General features: G+C 43.8%; 17 protein-coding genes. 12 read left to right on the top strand and 5 right to left on the bottom strand.

Annotated features, from left to right (window positions below; all coding sequences use genetic code 11):
- Positions 1–4: 4 nt before the first annotated feature.
- Complete coding sequence (locus L0P89_RS07665; RefSeq protein WP_235267816.1) at positions 5–2251, bottom strand: gliding motility-associated C-terminal domain-containing protein; 2247 nt, start codon at positions 2249–2251, stop codon at positions 5–7.
- A 263-nt stretch (positions 2252–2514) separates the two neighbouring features.
- Here L0P89_RS07665 and L0P89_RS07660 point away from each other — a divergent pair, with 263 nt between their 5' ends.
- From L0P89_RS07660 to L0P89_RS07650, 3 genes are all read left to right on the top strand, one after another.
- A complete protein-coding gene (locus L0P89_RS07660; RefSeq protein WP_235267815.1) occupies positions 2515–4203 on the top strand; it encodes a glutamine--tRNA ligase/YqeY domain fusion protein in 1689 nt (562 codons plus the stop codon).
- Positions 4204–4240: 37 nt separating this feature from the next.
- A complete protein-coding gene (locus L0P89_RS07655) occupies positions 4241–5920 on the top strand; it encodes a hypothetical protein (protein WP_235267814.1) in 1680 nt (559 codons plus the stop codon).
- Positions 5921–6079: 159 nt separating this feature from the next.
- On the top strand, positions 6080–7357 hold the full coding sequence (locus tag L0P89_RS07650) for a POTRA domain-containing protein (protein ID WP_235267813.1): 1278 nt from the start codon (positions 6080–6082) through the stop codon (positions 7355–7357).
- A gap of 236 nt (positions 7358–7593) precedes the next feature.
- Here L0P89_RS07650 and L0P89_RS07645 read toward each other — a convergent pair whose 3' ends face one another.
- Positions 7594–8526 (bottom strand): SPFH domain-containing protein, encoded by a 933-nt coding sequence (locus L0P89_RS07645; protein WP_235267812.1) that lies wholly within the window; start codon positions 8524–8526, stop codon positions 7594–7596.
- Between the two features lie 162 nt (positions 8527–8688).
- Here L0P89_RS07645 and L0P89_RS07640 point away from each other — a divergent pair, with 162 nt between their 5' ends.
- From L0P89_RS07640 to L0P89_RS07630, 3 genes are all read left to right on the top strand, one after another.
- On the top strand, positions 8689–9363 hold the full coding sequence (locus tag L0P89_RS07640) for a hypothetical protein (protein ID WP_235267811.1): 675 nt from the start codon (positions 8689–8691) through the stop codon (positions 9361–9363).
- A 231-nt stretch (positions 9364–9594) separates the two neighbouring features.
- The gene (locus L0P89_RS07635; protein WP_235267810.1) at positions 9595–10650 is read left to right on the top strand and encodes a hypothetical protein; all 1056 of its coding nucleotides are present in this window, start codon (positions 9595–9597) and stop codon (positions 10648–10650) included.
- Positions 10651–10954: 304 nt separating this feature from the next.
- Positions 10955–11407, top strand: a complete 453-nt coding sequence (locus tag L0P89_RS07630; RefSeq protein ID WP_235267809.1) for a hypothetical protein — start codon at positions 10955–10957, stop codon at positions 11405–11407.
- 162 nt (positions 11408–11569) lie between these two features.
- On the opposite strand, the gene L0P89_RS07625 is transcribed toward L0P89_RS07630, so the two are convergent.
- Positions 11570–11794 carry a hypothetical protein gene (locus L0P89_RS07625; protein WP_235267808.1) on the bottom strand — a complete coding sequence of 75 codons (225 nt, stop codon included), beginning with the start codon at positions 11792–11794 and terminating at the stop codon, positions 11570–11572.
- Positions 11795–11833: 39 nt separating this feature from the next.
- Between L0P89_RS07625 and L0P89_RS07620 the strand changes: the two genes are divergently transcribed.
- From L0P89_RS07620 to L0P89_RS07595, 6 genes are all read left to right on the top strand, one after another.
- Positions 11834–12061, top strand: coding sequence for a helix-turn-helix domain-containing protein (locus L0P89_RS07620; RefSeq protein ID WP_235267807.1), 228 nt, complete (start codon positions 11834–11836; stop codon positions 12059–12061).
- A 103-nt stretch (positions 12062–12164) separates the two neighbouring features.
- Complete coding sequence (locus tag L0P89_RS07615) at positions 12165–12599, top strand: hypothetical protein (RefSeq protein WP_235267806.1); 435 nt, start codon at positions 12165–12167, stop codon at positions 12597–12599.
- A gap of 94 nt (positions 12600–12693) precedes the next feature.
- The gene (locus L0P89_RS07610) at positions 12694–13413 is read left to right on the top strand and encodes a DUF1349 domain-containing protein (protein ID WP_235267805.1); all 720 of its coding nucleotides are present in this window, start codon (positions 12694–12696) and stop codon (positions 13411–13413) included.
- A 13-nt stretch (positions 13414–13426) separates the two neighbouring features.
- Entirely contained in the window at positions 13427–14233 is an 807-nt protein-coding gene (locus L0P89_RS07605) for a DUF4198 domain-containing protein (RefSeq protein ID WP_235267804.1), read from the top strand.
- A 73-nt stretch (positions 14234–14306) separates the two neighbouring features.
- A complete protein-coding gene (locus L0P89_RS07600; protein ID WP_235267803.1) occupies positions 14307–14666 on the top strand; it encodes a nuclear transport factor 2 family protein in 360 nt (119 codons plus the stop codon).
- Between the two features lie 88 nt (positions 14667–14754).
- The gene (locus L0P89_RS07595) at positions 14755–15321 is read left to right on the top strand and encodes a class I SAM-dependent methyltransferase (RefSeq protein WP_235267802.1); all 567 of its coding nucleotides are present in this window, start codon (positions 14755–14757) and stop codon (positions 15319–15321) included.
- Positions 15322–15481: 160 nt separating this feature from the next.
- On the opposite strand, the gene gltX is transcribed toward L0P89_RS07595, so the two are convergent.
- Positions 15482–17074, bottom strand: a complete 1593-nt coding sequence (gltX, locus tag L0P89_RS07590) for a glutamate--tRNA ligase (protein WP_235267801.1) — start codon at positions 17072–17074, stop codon at positions 15482–15484.
- Between the two features lie 35 nt (positions 17075–17109).
- On the bottom strand, positions 17110–18183 hold the full coding sequence (locus L0P89_RS07585; protein ID WP_235267800.1) for an alkane 1-monooxygenase: 1074 nt from the start codon (positions 18181–18183) through the stop codon (positions 17110–17112).
- Between the last annotated feature and the right edge of the window lie 82 nt (positions 18184–18265).

Raw genomic sequence — 18265 nt, 5'->3', positions numbered from 1 at the left:
GATCCTATCGGATTATTGTAATGGTTCCTTGTTTCAGCGTTTGGTTTTCTTTTCTGATCTTATAGTAGAATACCATGTTCTGCTCTGAGAACGAAGTACTCGACTGTGGCCAATTGTTCTGATAGTCATTGACGTTCAGAACTTCCTGTCCTTTTTCATTATATATGGTAACGGTCACATCAGACCTTCTTGAATATGTATTGGGCAACACCCAAAGGTCATTGATGCCGTCGCCGTTGGCAGTGACCACATTGGGCACTCTAAAGTTGTCTTGAAATTCTATGGTGAGTTGGCGCACGGCCTCACAATCGCCAATACTGGCGAACAACATATAATCACCCTCTTCTGAAAAGGTCGCACGGTCAGAATTACTGATCAATTCGTTGTTGGCACCATACCACTCGTAGGTATCGGCACCGGTTGCCGTTACGGTAGTGGACTCACCCTCACGAATTACGATGTTGTTCTCATTGTCAAGTACCAATTGCGAGTCATCAAAATCATTGATGGTAATTTCGTTAGAGGGCACCATACAACCATCGATATCGACCATCAATCGATATACCCCTGATTGTGTGACCGTAAAATCGGTATCGCCCGAACCGGTATCAGCACCGTTTCTGTGCCATTCGAAGGTTTCTCCGCTCAAATCCCTGCCAGTGGTCAGTACCACGGTATCACCTCCTTGGCAAACCACAGTGGCCGTACTGTTAATGGCAATGGTTTCAGAAGATCGTAATTGAACGGCCAAAGTATTTGAGGTAGCATTGTAGGTGCTTGCCGTTCCGTTCAGCACGTAACTGCCATTGTCAGTATTGTTGGCAACGATGAGCGAGCTACTGGTTTCTCCAGAGACATCACTTCCATCCCTTGTCCATTGATAGGTAAAGGTCGATTGCATGGCTGTCGTGACATCGGTTTTGCTGCCATCTAAGGCTACGGCATTGATTTGTATAAGGCCTAGGGTCACATCTGTCGATTCGCACGACGTATATGAAGTGGCATAGTCGACGATGAACTCGAATGAATCAGGCGCCACCACATTGGTGGTTTCTGAATCAACAGGTGAGGCCGCACAAGCACCACCGCTTTCAGTAACGCGCGCGAAGTATGCTCCGACATCCGATACCTGCAATGTGCTATTGGTTTCCCCAGCGAGAGGGGCACCATCTTTGTACCATTGATACGTTGGCGTACTCGCCGTTGTAGAGACCGACAGGGTAATGGTCTGCGATGGTAGTATGACGACGGTAGCGTCGTTATCGCGGGTAACGGTAAAGTTGCTGGCATTGGTCATGGTGACCGCGGCCGAACGTTCTTGACAAATTCCCGTGCCTGATATTTCAACTTGATAATCTCCCTCAAACCCTGAAACGGTGGCATCGACAACATAAAAATCGTCATCAACGGTAGGGCTGGTGATGGCCGTACCATCTTTGTACCAAGTGTAGGTAAGGCCCGTACCCGTAATGTTGGCTTGTAGGGTTTCGGTCTCACCGGGGCAAAGAGCGGTCTTAGCAGGTGGATCGATGGCGATGCCCTGACTGGTTCCCGTGGTGATCTCTATGATCTGCGAGTCTGTGAATGCCGTACCAGAACAACTTCCGTAGTCGATCCTGGTATAGTACATTCCGGCTTCAGAGACCGTTAGGCTTTCACTTGTTTCGGACAATAGCGTACCACTGCGGTACCAATTATACCGATAAGTATCGGCATTGGGCACATTATGCGGCTCGAGAACTATTGAATTTCCATCACAGAGGTTGATAGTACCCGGTATGGTGCCGTTACCGTCTTGGCTTATGAATATGCGATCCCTGAAGTCAATGTAGTACATCACAAAGGCATCGGAAACCGGACTGGTCATTGCTGGGCTGGTACTTCTGACCCTCATTCGGTAGTTTTCGCCCCGTGTATCGATCGGCAAGCCAAATTGGAACAGCACCTCGAAGTCGATATTATCATCACCGACCCGTGCAAGTTCGGTTGGCGAGCCAAAATTTCCGTCGCCATCTGAAAGTTCGAGTATGAACTCATTATCGCCGTTGACAAGGGGAGGGTCCCAATTGAAGCTTACAAACCACTCGTTAAAACTTTCTGAGGCACAGGCTTCTTCCCAAGGCTGGCTACTGCCTATATTAGGATTGGGGGCAGGTGTAGGTTGGTTCAATGTCTGGGCGTTCACCTGAGCTCCGAAGAACATACAGGCAACGACCAATTGTAGAATACGATTTGGAAAAATAGGTCTCATGGCTATGGTAGCTTTACGGGTCCAGGACGACTTTGGGGGATCGCACTGAACTTTTTTTCGTCATGTCAGTTTTAATGCCCGTTTTCACGGGATTTTTCCATACAGTATTCTAAAAACAAATATGGCGTTAATTCACCGCCCATTAAACTTATTGTTGTGGCGCTCTTGAAATCTGTTGTGAAATCGGTGGTTTTGTATGAAGAACGGCGCAAAAAAATCGATAAACAGCCCAATTTTGCTACATTTGTGCTTCAATTTTGACTATGGGCAAAGAGGAAAAATCGTTGAATTTCATAGAGCATATCATTGAGGACGATCTGAAGGAAGGGTACTCCCGTGACCAGTTGCGTTTTCGTTTTCCGCCAGAACCAAACGGCTATCTGCACGTGGGCCATGCCAGTGCAATTTGCCTGAATTTCGGACTCGGATTGCGATATGATGCCCCCGTGAACCTACGGTTCGATGATACCAACCCGACAAAGGAAGAACAAGAATTTGTCGATGCCATCAAGAAAGATGTCAAATGGCTTGGCTTTCAGTGGGATAACGAATGCTATGCCTCCGATTATTTTCAACAGCTGTACGATTGGGCCGTCGGATTGATCAAAGAGGGCAAGGCCTATGTTGACAGCCAGACCTCTGAAGAAATGGCCGACCAAAAGGGCGCGCCGACCGAACCGGGCACCGAAAGCCCCTATCGAAACCGCTCTATTGAAGAAAACCTACGGTTGTTCGAGGGCATGAAAAACGGTGAATTCGGTGAGGGCGAGCATGTGTTGCGCGCCAAGATCGATATGACCTCGCCCAATATGCTGATGCGCGACCCAATTCTGTATCGCGTATTGCACAAAGCGCACCACCGCACAAATACCAATTGGTGTATTTATCCGATGTACGACTGGGCGCACGGTCAGGGCGATTATATCGAACAAGTGTCACATTCACTGTGCACCTTGGAGTTTTTGCCCCACCGCGAGCTGTACGATTGGTGTTTAGACCGATTGGTATCAAATGATAAATTACGACCCAAGCAGCGAGAATTCGCCCGTAGAAACCTTAGTCATACCGTGGTCAGCAAGCGAAAGTTGTCGAAACTGGTCGAAGAGGGCGTGGTGAGCGGTTGGAACGATCCCCGTATGCCGACCATCTCGGGTATGCGCCGCAGGGGGTACACCCCAGAGGCCATCCGTAATTTTGCCGATACCATTGGCATTGCCAAACGAGACAATGTGGTCGATGTGTCATTGTTGGAGTTTCATGTGCGCGATCACCTCAACCAGATCGCCCCGAGGGTAATGGCTGTGCTCGACCCCCTGAAAGTGGTCATCACCAATTATCCAGAAGGGGAAGAAGAATGGCTCGATGCCGAAAACAATCCCGAAGATGAATCGGCGGGGCATAGAAAAATACCCTTTTCAAGAGAACTCTATATCGAGAAAGAAGATTTTCGTGAACAGGCCAACCGCAAGTTCTTTCGATTGAAATTGGGCGGTGAGGTACGCTTGAAGAACGGCTATATCATCAAGGCCGAGAGCTGCACCAAAGACGATGACGGCGATATCACTGAGGTGCAATGCACCTATGACCCCAAAAGCAAAAGCGGCAGCGGCACCGAAGAAAGCCTTCGAAAAGTGAAGGGCACCTTGCACTGGGTGTCCATCAAGCATGCCGTTACCGCCGAAGTGCGCATGTACGACCGTTTGTTCAATGACCCCACACCCGATGGGCATAAAGACAAAGATTTCATGGAATTCGTGAATCCTGACTCCCTCAAAAAAGTAATGGGGCATCTCGAGCCTAGCTTAAAAGAGGCCATACCTGGCGACCGATTCCAGTTTCAGCGACTGGGGTACTTCAATGTCGACGTGGATTCCACTTCTGACCAATTGGTTTTCAACCGCACCGTGCCGCTTCGTGATACGTGGGCGAAAGTAGAAGCAATAAAGGGTTAGGAGCAGCGTTAAAATTTCGATTATATACCAAGCCTTAATGATGAACAAGTTTCTTTCAATTGTCTTTTTGTTGTTTTTAGTTGCCTGTTCCAATACCGATGATGAAAACAACCCACAGGATCCAAAAAATGAATCGACCGATCCAACCCTATCGATCAAAAACCTGGCCGATCAGTCAACAGTTGAAACATTTACCGATATTGAAGTAACCGTTTCAGATGATTCGGAAGTGACCACGACTATTTATGTTAATGATCAACAAGTGTTCGTTACGCAAAATCTTCAATTCGTATTTCGTTTAAACCCATATATCATTCCCATTGGTTCTGCTACCATTCGTTTTGTAGCTACGGATTCTGATGAGAATACCGTAGAGCGAACCTTTACTATTGATTTAAAGCATTTGTTGTTCACCACAGATGTGGCAGATTATCAAATCAATGGCGATGAGACGGTTTGGGATATGGTCCATAACCTTGGGGGAGACTTGTTGGCCGTTGAGAAATTGGTTTCCGGACTCAATAAGCTATATAGCGAAGAGATTGTTGAAGAAGAAGAAATCTATTATTCAAGGGTATATTACAAAAGCAGCGATACGCAATACCAGAGATTGGGAACGGTATATACCTACACGTTGAAATTGGGCGAGCACAGAAATGTTACCGATAGGGTGCGCACGAATTTAGATAACACCAATAGGCTAAGCCTCACCGTTGATGGACTTCCTGAATCTGATTATTTAGCGTATTGTGAGGCAAGGGGCACAAAGTATGAGACCACCACTTTTGGCTCAGGTTCAAATGGTACTTCATTCATTGTAACCGCAGATACCTACTTTGAAAACAATACGGAAAAATTATTTTATACCAATCAGTCTTATTTGGTCGCCGTTGAAAATGGGGGTACTGGAAAGAAAGAAGACTATAGATATCTAATCATTGACAATCCGCAAGACCAGTCTAACGTGACCGTTGAAGAAGGAGATTTTAGTGGTTTGGAAAATAGTTTTAGATTGGATTTGCCTCAAGGCATGAGCTCTTACAGTATTGATAGGTACGGTTTTGAAACAGACGAAGATTTACCTCTCGAAACCTACAACAACCATAGGATCTTTAGCCATTCCAATGCTTCGGTGACATATGTTGATCTGCCCATTTTTGACCTATTCGGGTATTATAGAAATTATGTGAACTATCACGACCCCGTGACAGACTATAGAAACACATTTGTAACGTTCGGCAATGAAGTAGATCTCAATGAGATAGACGGACAGATTACTTTCGAACCCATGGAGAATTCGATAAGAATATCGACATCGGCACAAAATGCCGATGTCTTGCGCATGGTGTATGGCGGAGTGGTAGATGACAATGGTGATAATTATTGGGATGATTTTAATTGGTACTATAGACTGGATCCGAGAAAAGGGGAACAGCACCAAATTATTTTAAGCCTTCCACAAACCATAAAGGATGAATTTGAAAACGGCTTCCTTTTTGATCAAGACCATCGATTGGAAAGCGCAGATGTCATCGATTACCAAAAAATCGAAGATTTTGATGATTACATTTTCACCTTCATTCTAGAACAAAGGGCCGATCCATTGGAAAATGGGTATAGAACAAAGACCTTGTTCCATAATTCAGGGGCCAATAATAAGGGATCAAGAACGACAGACTTTGAAAGATCTCTTGATGATTTGCCATTTGAACAATAAAACCTTGCTTTTTTGAAAACAAACCGATTTCAATGTGGGCGTCGCTTCGCAATGCTTGGGCGAAAATCGGCGGCTCAGATGGAGTTTCTCTAAAAGCTTTCCATAAATTTTGTAGGGTTTTGGCATTTTTTACGTCCTATCCTAAAAAAATTGCCGATCATGTACAAATATTGCTGTGCTTTTCTCATGCTGGGGCTTACCATGGTTTCAGCACAAGAGGGCCAGGTCAAAGAACTGGAGTTTCAAGGGCTGAAACGCACCAAAGAAACCTTCTTGAGAAGGCTTTTAAAGGTACAACCGGGCCAAGCCTACGATTCCGTTAAGGTCAAAAAAGACATCGAACGCCTGAACCGCCTACCGGGCATTGCCAATGCGAAAGACAGCATCTATGCTGCCGATGATGGTGTGGGGGTGCTGTACATCTTGGATGAAAACTTCACCATTATCCCAGGACTCCGGATCGCTACCGCCAATGACGACAGTTTTGCCTATCGCCTATCGGCCTTCGAGTTCAATTTTTTGGGGAACAACCAACTTATCGGGGGGTATTATGAACGTAATGTCTTTGATTCGTATGGGGTGTTTTGGGAACATCCTTTCTTGTTCAGCGACAAGGTGGGCATTGGGTTCAACTATCAAGACATTACCCGACAAGAGCCCATATTTTTTGATGCGGGCGACAAAGATTACCGATTCAACTCAAGGCAGTTCGAAGGCAAGGTCATTTTTTCGTTCGACTTTAATAACGAGGCCGAACTTGGCGCCCTGTTCGTAAAAGAGCAGTATACCTTTGAGGGTGATGACCCCGTGCCCGGGGCACCTTTAGCGCTCAACGCCGACAAAATATTCTATAGGGCGGTGTACCGATACATCAACTTTGATATTGACTACCAATATGTTGACGGTTTTCAGAGCGAGTTCACGGGGCAGTACATTCACCAATTGAGTGGCGATGCCGCGGGCGAGGAATTTCTTGGAGACTTTCTCTCGCTGCGCAACGATTTCATCTACTATAAAAAAATGGGTAATAGGGGCAATTGGGCCAATCGGCTGCGTTTGGCGGCTGCCGTTGGCAATGAAGATTCTGACTTTGCCCCCTTTACGCTCGACAACCAGCTCAATATTCGTGGGGTGGGCAATTTGGTCGATCGGGGCACGGCGGCCATTGTGCTGAACACCGAATATCGCCACACGCTGTATGAAAGGGGATGGTTTGTGGTACAGAGCAATGTCTTTGTCGATGCGGGGGCATGGCGAGATCCCGGGGAGCCCTTTTCGCAATTGTTCGATGGCAGTTCAACAAGGCTGAGCCCGGGTGTTGGCTTTCGGTTGATCCACAAACGTATTTTCAATGCGGTCTTTCGGTTAGACTATGGTTTTGGAATCGGCAACGAGGCCACCAATGGCATTGTCTTTGGCATCGGCCAATATTTTTGAGTTATACGTTTTTTCTGACTATAACAATAGTTGATCGATTGAAATATATCAATCGGTATTTTCTATGAAAACAGGCTTTATTTCAGGCGCTCTGGGCGGTTTTCTTTTTCGGGCGGGGCGTTTGCCCGTGTGATGGGCCCAAAGGCCCACAAACGGGCTTAAAACAAAAATTCCCTGCTTTTGGCAGGGAATTTTAGATGAGTGTCATTTTGAGGGAGTCCCGATGGGAAAATCTATTATTCTCCAGAATCCTTTTTCTTGTTCTGCGTCTTCATCGCCTCTCCGATTTGGTTGCTGGCCGTGAACGAGGCCACCATATTGTTCAGCATATCACTACCGGCCTGGGGCGAATTGGGCAAGAGGATCAGGTTGGTGTTCGTTTCTTCGCCGATGGCCTGTAGCGTATCGTAATGTTGGGTCACCACGATCAAGGCCGAGGCCTCTTGCGAATTGATGCCCACCTTGTTCAATACTTCGACGGACTCTTCGAGCCCACGGGCGATCTCACGGCGTTGGTCGGCAATGCCCTGCCCCTGCAAGCGTTTGCTCTCGGCCTCGGCCTTCGCCTTCTCAACGATCAAGATCCGTGCGGCATCGCCCTCGAACTGGGCAGCGATCTTTTCACGCTCTGAGGCGTTGATACGGTTCATGGCCGCCTTCACCTGGGCATCGGGGTCGATGTCGGTGACCAGCGTCTTGATGATGTCGTACCCATATTCAGACATATATTCTTGCAGTTCGCGCTTTACGGCGATGGCGATATCGTCTTTTTTCACGAACACGTCATCGAGCTTCATCTTGGGCACCTCGGCACGCACCACGTCAAAGACAAACGAGGTGATCTGATCGTGCGGATACTCCAGTTTATAAAAAGCGTCGTACACCTTGTCGCGGATCACCACATACTGTACCGAGACCTTGATCTTTACAAATACGTCATCGAGCGTCTTGGTCTCGACGATCACATCGAGCTGTTGAATCTTAAGACTTAATCGCCCCGCTATACGATCCACGAGGGGGATCTTCATCTGCAGCCCTGAATTGCGGATGCTCTGAAAACGCCCAAAGCGTTCGACCACCACGGCGGTCTGTTGTTTGACGATAAAGAAAGAAGCGAAAAGAATGATCAACCCGAAAAATACAATCGGGATCAAAAGAAAATTGCCCATAGCATATGTTTTAAAAAGTTAAGAGAAGGAAAATACAAAAGTCTTGCCTAATATAGGTAGCGACCAACACACTTTTGTTACAAAACAAAAGTAAGGGATTTCTTATCTTGCGGGTATAGTGCGCATATGATCATTGATCATATACGATTGTTAGCAATAATTATGGCAAATTATCATACAATAGAATTAATTCTGGACTTTATAGCCTCCATCTCCTGGCCTATTATCACCTTGGTTATCTTTTTTATTTTAAAAAAGCCATTAAAAAACCTTCTGAAGAACATAAAAAAAATTGGTTACGCTGGAACTGAACTGGAAACCGGTTTGCCTTCTAGTCAAGAAGAAGACAAGTCATTTGTGGAAATATTAGGAGATGGAAATGACGAATCATATTTAGACAATGCCTTAGCCAAATTTTCCGAAGTGTCAATAAATCAGGCCGATGAAATAATTGAAAACGAAACAAAAATTTCCTCTTTGGACGGGATACAAAATAAATATGACAGAATTTACAAATATTCCAAACTATTGGTTTTAGTAAAAAGTTTCGAAAAAATTTATGATTCTATTTATGGAAGTCAAATTAGACTATTGCAAAGACTTAATCATAGCAATATCGAATCAAAAGCATCTTTAAAAATGTACTATGATAACGCTAATAAAGTCTATCCTGAGGCTTACAAATCATACTCATATGAAAAATATCTGGAGTTTATGAAAATAAATGGGTTGGTGATTGAGAATGAAGACCCAGAAAACCTACAAATCACTTTCCAAGGAAGGGACTTTTTAAGATATCTTGTGGAGGCTGGATCGTCCCTTGAGAAAAGATTTTAAATTATCTATTGCCAGTAAGGGCTATGATCTATAGCTACATTTTTCCCTAACTTCAAACTTGTAAACCATTGTCTCGATAGCCATCGAGACATGAAACTACTTATGGCCGAGACCGTTGTCCGCAATAATTTTTCACTATGAACCTCAAATGGACTAGGTTTCTGATTACGAATGGTTTCCTACATATAATTTCCTATATTTAACAAGAATACACCAACAATATGTAGTAATATGGCTACTGAAGGACACATTGACCAATTTAGTGCACAACTTAAGGCATGGAGCGAGTTAGAACTTAAGAAGGTTTATCGAGAAGACTTAGGAACGGTTTCCTTAATAAATCTTAAAACCTTAATTGAGGATTTAACTAATAAAATAAAAAGGACTGACACAGTTAAAGATAAATTGGGCGATAGTTTGCTTTCATCAGTTTATAATATCTACAGGCAAATAACAGCATATTTAAATCAGCTCGTTGGATATAATAATGAGCAATTTGTGTCGAATAAAACGACTCTTGAAAATCAAATAAAAAACCAATACCAACAACTCCTTAATCACTGGCCTCAGGTTGTTGCAATAATAAATGACACTTCGGAGACCGCAGATGCCACAGAATTACTCAAGGAGTTAGACGAACTATCCAAAAAATCTGAACAAGATGCTAAGGAAATAGAGGATTTAAAAACACGACTGACCTCAGAGCTATCGGATTTCGAGAAAAGATACCGAGAACAATTTCAAAGAGCAGAACTCGTAAATCAAAGGGAAATTTTTTCGATTCAATCGAATAAGTACAATAGTACAGCTAAGTATTGGCTCTATGGTATTATTGGTTCAACAATTTTTCTCATAATAATGTTGTGGGTGGTTTTTAGGAACTTTTGCTTTGATATTTCTTGTTACCAATCGATTTCGGAAATTGATTATAGCAAGATTGATCCCGGAGGAAACGGTATGATATTATATTTAGAAATATTTAAGTCTGTTGCATATCGTATTTTTCTAATTTCTTTTATAGTCTATGCGGTAAGTTTTTGTGTCCGTAATTATAATGCTAACAAACACAATTTCACGGTTAACGCTCAGAAAGCTAATTCACTTAATGCTGCTTTAGTTCTTTTGGAAAGGGCAAAAACAGATGATGGAAATGATAATATTATGATACAAGCCGCAAGTGCTATATTCTCTCATCAGCCAACTGGTTACAACAAAAAGGACCCTGAAAACATAGGTAATTCTATAACTGAGAAAATAATAGAAAAAGTAAACCCAATTAAGGATTAACAATTAACAACATTGACCGTAATTGAGGCCTATCCACTTATAACATTTGTGAATTTATCCACTTGAGAGTGAATAATTAGAAATCCGACCATTCTCGGACTGAAATCATAGTCCAGCTGTTGAGTATAATTTATAGAATCAATTGAAAAGGCAACAAATCCGATTTGTTTTCAAGTACAGAAATGAATTATATAAGTTCTTGAGCATTTTTACGTCTCAGGACAATTCCTTCTATTTTCATCTTTACGAAGAATCTAATCAACCTTTTAGATATTATAAGTTATCAAAGAAAACAGAAAACCAGTTGAAAATAGACATCAAAAACCCTGTTACTACAGAATTTATGAGGCATAAGTTTTCATTTCATAAATCGGGTTACATTCATTCTACAAATAAGAAAGGGAACAGATACAAAGATGGAATAAAAGGAATTCCCTTTAACAAAATCGAATCTTCCAGTTTAATCTTATTATTAGCTCCAAAAAATATTTCCAAACTGGAAAAATATAGGCCAAAAAAAGATGGCCACGATTTTATTTTTCCAATAAGCAAAGAACAATCACCATTCTCGATGAATTTTGAGGTATTCCGAAAATCAAAGATTCGAAATTTGCCAAAAATCCCTGACGATATTCATCTAGGTCTTTGCACATATGAATGGGAAGATATGAAATTTGGATTGAGATTTTATATTCAAAATATTAAGGGAGCTTTGGAATGGCCAGAGTCAACCCTAGTCTTAAAAAGAGTCGAATAAAGAGTTAGGTATAAAAAAAGCCATAATTGATTTGCCCCAAATTGACTAACTTCAAAAATATTGACTACTAAAGCACCGGATTTCATATGCCCGAATTCTATAAGACCAAAAAATTCGCCCAAGAATACATTAAGCCCGACCGCCAAAACGGATTTGAAAAACTCAATCCTGCCGTCTTAGAAAAGTGCTGATTCCCCTCAGCGCAGAAACAACACGCTGCACCTCCCTACGTTCAAACGTATCTTCTTCCAAATAGAAGAGCATCTCGATACCTAAATCAAGAATTTTTGCCAATTCATCAACAGAACCGTATTTATCAATGATTAAGCGGGTGAAATCTTCTTTTTGCTCGTTGTCCAACTTGTCATATATGACATTAACAACCATAAAGATAAACCTTTTCTTGACTTGTCAAATATGGCAAGTATGGAAAAATCGGAAATGTTGAAAATCATCGGACAGAACGTCAAGCGCATTCGACTTGAAAAGGGCCTTACCCAAGTTGACCTCGTCGGAAAAATAGAGACCCGAATTGACACGACCAATATTTCACGAATCGAAAAGGGGCGTACAAATGCCACCATCCATACTTTGTTCAGAATCAGCCAAGCCTTGGAAGTACCTTTGACTGAAATTTGTGATCTGAATGAATAGAATTTGGAGAATTATCATATTGTTTATTTCAGTTCTAGTTCTGTTCGTCATTTTCAGATTGTACTTGGCAAAATATTATTATGACTTTCAAGAATATTGGACTTTGAGGAACAAAATTGTCTGGTCTCAATCTACTGAACTTAGATGGTCAGACTTTTTAAATTCCTATAATAAGCAAGGGCTTTACGCAAAAGTTGGCTTATCAGCTCGCTACAATTCTGATGATCCAATTCTCTTTAGATCTAAAACGGTTTTCATTCCAGAAGAATCTTATGCTTCGGATACTACGGATTTGATTAATCTGAGGGTTGCACAAGCAAAATTTAATCTTTTGGAAATTTACCGTAGAAAAATGGAAAAACAGGTTGACGAATTGAGAAAAAACAAAGTCGACTTCTATGAGCCATCTGATTTTGAAAAAATGAATGAGCGATACTATAGTATGTTTGAAGACGAATGGCAGAGATTTATAGATTCTGAAAATCAAATGGATTATTTAGAGCAAATTGAAAAAAGAATAGCACAAGAATTATATTAAGAACTACTTACAATACGGCAACAATTCATAACTGCCTTTTCCCTAACTTTAAACCTAAAGACCGCTACCACCAATTATTAAAAACCCAGACCATATGCAACTGACCATTCGAAATCGTATTCCCCTGCTCATGATTCTTTTACTACTTCAGATAGGGTGCGTTCAAAACAAGAATTCAAAATCAACAGCGATAGCGTATGGGCAAAACAATGTGTTGAAACAGCTTACTGATGAAAACTTGGGGGAGTTCAAATGGTTAAATGAACCCAAGTCTTTTGAAATCAAAGAGGGAGCTTTAAAGATAGTAGCTGAAAAGGAAACCGATTTTTTTAATAATCCAGAAGATAAAAAGAAGACCGCCACTGCGCCTATATTGTATAAGGAGTTGAAAGGCGATTTTGTCGCAAAGGCCTTGGTGCGGCCTGATTTTTCTTCATTGTGGAATGCCGTGGCACTCATGGTTCATATCGATAATGATCACTGGATCAAGTTCGCTTTTGAAAACTCTGATGCGACCGGAAGAAGCATTGTTACGGTGGTTACCAAAGAGATTTCTGACGATGCCAATGGGGCGATCTTAAAAGACCAAGACCAAATCTGGTTAAAATTGGTTCGAAAAGACAACCAGTATTCCATGCATTGGTCAATAGATGGGAACGATTTCAAAATGGCCCGATTGAGCACGTTGCCAAACACAGACTCGGTCAAGATTGGCATAGAAGCGCAATGTCCGGTCGGGGAGGCCGCAACCCACGAAATCGCCTATTTTGAGATAACAAAAACCACCGTCAACGATTTGAGAAAAGGAGAATAATCAAACCATTAAAATGAAAAGAACAGCGATTACCGTACTGCTATTGGCCCTATTTTTCACCCTATCGTCACATGAACTGTTTCTTAAGTCTGACACCTATTTTCTCGAGGAGAATAGCCGATCAGAACTGTATCTTTTTAACGGAACGTTCGATGAAAGTGAAAATGTAATCACAAGAGATCGAATCATCGACCCGCAGATCATCGGTCCTGAATACAATTTCAAACCATCCCCTGATGATTACTATGATAAAGACAAAGCCACCTATTTACAATTCAAAACAGGTTTTGCCGGGACCTATGTGGCTGGAGTTTCAACAAAACCGAGAACAATCGAACTCAGTGGGGAAGAGTTTACGGCTTATTTGGAACACGAAGGGTTGACTGCAGTAATCGAGGATCGAAAATCCAAAGGGATTTCCGACCAAATGGCCCGAGAAAAATATTCAAAACATGTAAAGGCCATATTTCAGGTTGACGAAAAAAGAACAGAACACTTTTCGACCTCCCTAGGGTATCCCATAGAATTTATTCCTTTAAAAAATCCCTATATCCTTTCCGTGGGAGACAGCATGTCGTTCAAACTGCTGTATAGGGGCGAACCGCTCGGCAACCAAACCGTACACATCAGCTCTCGAAAGAACTTTGGGGAGAAAGGCGAGGGCGAGACCGCTGTAAGAACCAACGATAATGGAGAGGTCAGTTTTACCATTGGCAATGAAGGGCAATGGTATATTGCCACCATTCACATGATCGAAAGCGATGAAGGGTCTTTAGACTATGAATCGAACTGGGCAACCCTTACTTTTGAAGTAAAATAGTTCAATGTATAAGGGGCTTTAAAACACTCGCTGAGACCGCTGCGCTTCATACTGACAAAACGAACCAATAGAAATGAAACCAAAAGAATTGATCGAAAAATGGGTGGAAACCTTTAACGAAGGAAACGCTGAAGGGCTTTCAGAATTTTATCATGATGACGCCATTAACCATCAAGTGACCCATCAACCGGTTGTTGGAAAAGTGGCCATCAAAGAAATGTTTAAAAATGAGTTTGACCAAGCAGACATGACCTGCCTAGTCGAGAACATTTTTGAAGATAACGATTGGGGAATTTTAGAATGGAAAGACCCATTAGGGCTACGGGGCTGTGGATTCTTTCAAATCGAGAATGGGAAAATTAAATTTCAAAGAGGCTATTGGGACAAACTATCATTTTTAAGGCAACATAATTTGCCGATCCCAACTGAATAAAAGGAGCGAATGCACGACATTGGCCATTGTTCATCGCCCCAAGGGGCCAACCCTTAACCAAAACTGTTAGCTCATAAAAACCAAACCAATGACCGAATACTATAAGACCAAAGAATCTGTTGACGAATACATTCGGTTGGCCGAAGGGGTCAATGGGGGCGCACTGATCAAAAAACTAAAACAGTTCTTGCCACCAAAGGCCAGCCTGCTCGAGATCGGCACCGGGCCGGGCACCGATTGGAACCTCTTAAAAGAAGACTATCAGGTCACAGGCTCTGATAACTCACAAGAATTTCTCAAGCATCTTAAGGCCAATAACCCAACGGGTAGCTTTCTCGAACTGGATGCCATTACCTTGGTCACCGATAAAAAATTTGAGGGAATCTATTCCAACAAAGTACTGCACCATTTGAGGGATGATGAGCTAGCGGCTTCCATTAAAAGACAACACGAGATTTTAGGGCCCAATGGTATTGTTTGCCATTCGTTTTGGCGGGGGGAGGGCTCCGAAATCTTTAAGGGCCTATTTGTAAACTACCATTCAGAAAATGCGTTGCGCACATTTTTTGAAGACCATTTCGAGATTCTTTTGATCGAGCGGTATGCCGAGTTCGAAGAAGCCGATTCGCTGTTGTTGATTGCAAAAAAACGCTAGGCGCGCAACCCCTAAAGTGCAGTGTCGGGCGTGTAGCTGGGCATACCGTTGCCACAACGATTAAAGCATGGCAAATGAGTCATTTCGACAGCGCCCCGAAATCCCACTAACGCTCAATAATTATCGGGTGGGGAGTTAGGGGCGACGAGAAATGACAGTGCTAGCCCAAAGTCTTTAGGGCAGTATCGATTCTGGATAAGCACTCTTTTTTCCCCAACAGCGCCATAATGTCAAACAGGTGCGGGCCTTTCATATCGCCAACGATAACCAACCGCAATGGGGGCATTACCTTACCAAAAGAAAGCTCTTGGGCGGCAATCCACTCCTTGACCTGTTTTTCGATGTGGGCAGAAGAGAAGTCCCCAATAGTGTTCAACACCTCGCCCACTTGTTTGATGATGGTCGGGGTGTCTTCCTTCCATTGCTTCTTGGCCGCTTTTTCGTTGTAGGTGGTCGGGGCCGCGAAGAAATAATCGCCCAATCCCCAAAAATCCTGCACAAAATCTGCCCGCTCTTTGATAAGCGACACGACCCTTTCAACGTAGTTGTCATTTCGAACCCCGATGGCTATCGGGGGAGGAATCTCCTGGCCTTCAAGCACCTTTGTAAATAAACTGGCCAACTCCTCATCGCTTTTGCGCTGTAGCCACTGGTGATTGTACCATTTAGTCTTTTCGGGATCGAAACGTGCCCCCGATTTGTTCACCCGTTCCAAAGAAAAGGCCTCTACCAATTCTTCGAGTGAAAAGAGTTCCTGTTCCGTACCGGGGTTCCACCCCAAGAGGGCCAAAAAGTTGACCACTGCTTCTGAAAAGTAGCCTGCTTCACGATAACCCGCCGAATCTTCCCACGACAATGGAAATATGGGAAAGCCTCCTTTTTCACCATCGCGCTTGCTCAATTTTCCCTTTCCGGTCGGTTTCAGGATCAGCGGCAAATGTGCAAAAATGGGTTTCTGCCATTTAAAGGCTTCGTACAACAAGTTATGCAAGGCCAATGAGGGCAGCCACTCTTCCCCACGAATAACATGTGTGATTTCCATCAAGTGATCATCCACGATGTTGGCCAAGTGGTAGGTGGGCATGCCATCGCTCTTGAACAGGATCTTATCGTCGAGAATGTTGGTATCGATAATGATTTCGCCACGAACCACATCATGTAGCACCAGCTGACGATCTTGTGGTGATTTAAACCTGATCACATAGGCCTCACCGGCAGCTAGCTTCGCTTGCACCTCTTCTTTTGAAAGCGACAACGAATTGGTCAGTTTCAACCGGTTGTGCCAATTGTAGATAAAGGTCTTGCCCTTGGCCTCGTGGTCTTTTCGGTGAAAATCCAACGTTTCGGGCGTATCAAAGGCGTAATAAGCATGGCCGTTCTTAACCAGTTCATCGGCGTATTGACGGTACAACTGCTTGCGCTCGCTCTGGCGATAGGGCCCGAAACCACCTTTTTCTGGTTTTCGATTACCCTCAGACCCCAATTTCTCTGAATTGTCATGGTGGCTTCGACTACGCTCACCCACCAAGGACGAAGGGCCTTCATCATAGGGAATGCCGCACCAGTTTAACGCTTCGATGATATAGTGCTCTGCGCCTTCGACATAGCGGCTCTGGTCGGTGTCCTCAATGCGGAGCACAAAAGTGCCGCCGTGTTTTTTGGCGAACAGGTAATTGAAGAGTGCGGTGCGCACCCCACCGATATGTAGCGGTCCGGTCGGACTGGGGGCAAAACGAACCCTCACATTGGTCATAGTTCAGTATTTTGCCAGCAAAGATAGTGATTGCATCAGGCCAGCGAAAGCGAATCGGCATCGGGTTTCATCTCTTTGGGAATACGCGGATTCATAATGGCGAACCACAACGGGGGCACCAACGAAAGCACCATACTGGTCGGGTAACCATAGGGCATTTGGGGCGAGGTATCGTGACATTCCAGCACCTGGTATTTTTTGGCCGATTTGTAGTGGTGGTCGCTGTGACGGGTCAGCTCATAGAGCACGATACGGCCGATGACATGGTTGCTGTTCCACGAATGGCATTCCCGTACCCGTTCGTAGCGCCCAGAGGGCAGCTTTTTGCGCATGAGTCCGTAATGCTCGATATAGTTCACGGTCTCCAACAGCAGAAATCCGACTACTCCCGCCCCCAGGGCAAACCAAAGTCCGGTAGCGCCGAAAAGAGCAAATATAACGGCGAGATAGCCCAATTGAAAAATAAGGTACCAGAGCATATCGTTCTGGATCGAGAAAAACCCTTTACCGGCATTTTGCAAGAGCTTTTGTTGAATTTTTAGGGCGTTGGCATATTGCCGCGTCACCGATGTGAACCAAAAAGAAAATACCGATTGGTTGTATTTTGCGGTGGCAGGGTCTTCGGCAGTGGCCGCATGGGCGTGGTGCCCAAAATTGTGTTCGATATAGAAGTGCATATAGAACGAGGGCAAGAGCAGGGCTTTCCCCAGAAAACGTTCAGCGGTCTGTTGGCGGTGCCCCAGTTCATGACCCACATTGATGCCGTTGACACCCAGAACAACGCCCAGTGAAAGGCAAAGCCCGACCAGCTCGTAAGGGGCATACGAATGATGAAAAACATCCCAAAGCAGGTAGGCCAACAATCCGTACACGATGGGCAGATTGAGATAGAGCAACCAGTCAAAAAATTGGCTCTTTTCCTTTTCTTTACGCGCCTCGCCGTCGAGGTTACTGGCATCTTGGGGCAGCAACACTTCCATGACCGGGATCAGCACAAAGGCATAAAATGGTGTGAAATAGCTCCACGGTCCCTTGAAATAGAGGCTGATTACCGCCGAGAGGGGTATGGTGAAGGCCGCTAGGTAGCGCAAATCTTTCCAATCATCCATTTTAACACAACTTTTTCAGCCCGATCGTGCAATATCGGGTATCTTGGTATATAGTTTAATAAAAAGCCGTCAGTTCGAGTTT

Source organism: Muricauda sp. SCSIO 65647 (genome assembly GCF_021534965.1).
Classification (GTDB): domain Bacteria; phylum Bacteroidota; class Bacteroidia; order Flavobacteriales; family Flavobacteriaceae; genus Flagellimonas_A.
The sequence above is the reverse complement of the archived record's forward strand: the minus strand, read 5'-3'. Positions and strand labels throughout refer to the sequence as shown.

Bases quoted from the DNA above. Each gene is read 5' to 3' on its own strand.
- L0P89_RS07665 (WP_235267816.1), bottom strand. From the start codon at position 2,251: ATGAGACCTATTTTTCCAAATCGTATTCTACAATTGGTCGTTGCCTGT.
- L0P89_RS07660 (WP_235267815.1), top strand. From the start codon at position 2,515: ATGGGCAAAGAGGAAAAATCGTTGAATTTCATAGAGCATATCATTGAG.
- L0P89_RS07655 (WP_235267814.1), top strand. From the start codon at position 4,241: ATGATGAACAAGTTTCTTTCAATTGTCTTTTTGTTGTTTTTAGTTGCC.
- L0P89_RS07650 (WP_235267813.1), top strand. From the start codon at position 6,080: ATGTACAAATATTGCTGTGCTTTTCTCATGCTGGGGCTTACCATGGTT.
- L0P89_RS07645 (WP_235267812.1), bottom strand. From the start codon at position 8,526: ATGGGCAATTTTCTTTTGATCCCGATTGTATTTTTCGGGTTGATCATT.
- L0P89_RS07640 (WP_235267811.1), top strand. From the start codon at position 8,689: ATGGCAAATTATCATACAATAGAATTAATTCTGGACTTTATAGCCTCC.
- L0P89_RS07635 (WP_235267810.1), top strand. From the start codon at position 9,595: ATGGCTACTGAAGGACACATTGACCAATTTAGTGCACAACTTAAGGCA.
- L0P89_RS07625 (WP_235267808.1), bottom strand. From the start codon at position 11,794: ATGGTTGTTAATGTCATATATGACAAGTTGGACAACGAGCAAAAAGAA.
- L0P89_RS07620 (WP_235267807.1), top strand. From the start codon at position 11,834: ATGGAAAAATCGGAAATGTTGAAAATCATCGGACAGAACGTCAAGCGC.
- L0P89_RS07610 (WP_235267805.1), top strand. From the start codon at position 12,694: ATGCAACTGACCATTCGAAATCGTATTCCCCTGCTCATGATTCTTTTA.
- L0P89_RS07605 (WP_235267804.1), top strand. From the start codon at position 13,427: ATGAAAAGAACAGCGATTACCGTACTGCTATTGGCCCTATTTTTCACC.
- L0P89_RS07600 (WP_235267803.1), top strand. From the start codon at position 14,307: ATGAAACCAAAAGAATTGATCGAAAAATGGGTGGAAACCTTTAACGAA.
- L0P89_RS07595 (WP_235267802.1), top strand. From the start codon at position 14,755: ATGACCGAATACTATAAGACCAAAGAATCTGTTGACGAATACATTCGG.
- gltX (WP_235267801.1), bottom strand. From the start codon at position 17,074: ATGACCAATGTGAGGGTTCGTTTTGCCCCCAGTCCGACCGGACCGCTA.
- L0P89_RS07585 (WP_235267800.1), bottom strand. From the start codon at position 18,183: ATGGATGATTGGAAAGATTTGCGCTACCTAGCGGCCTTCACCATACCC.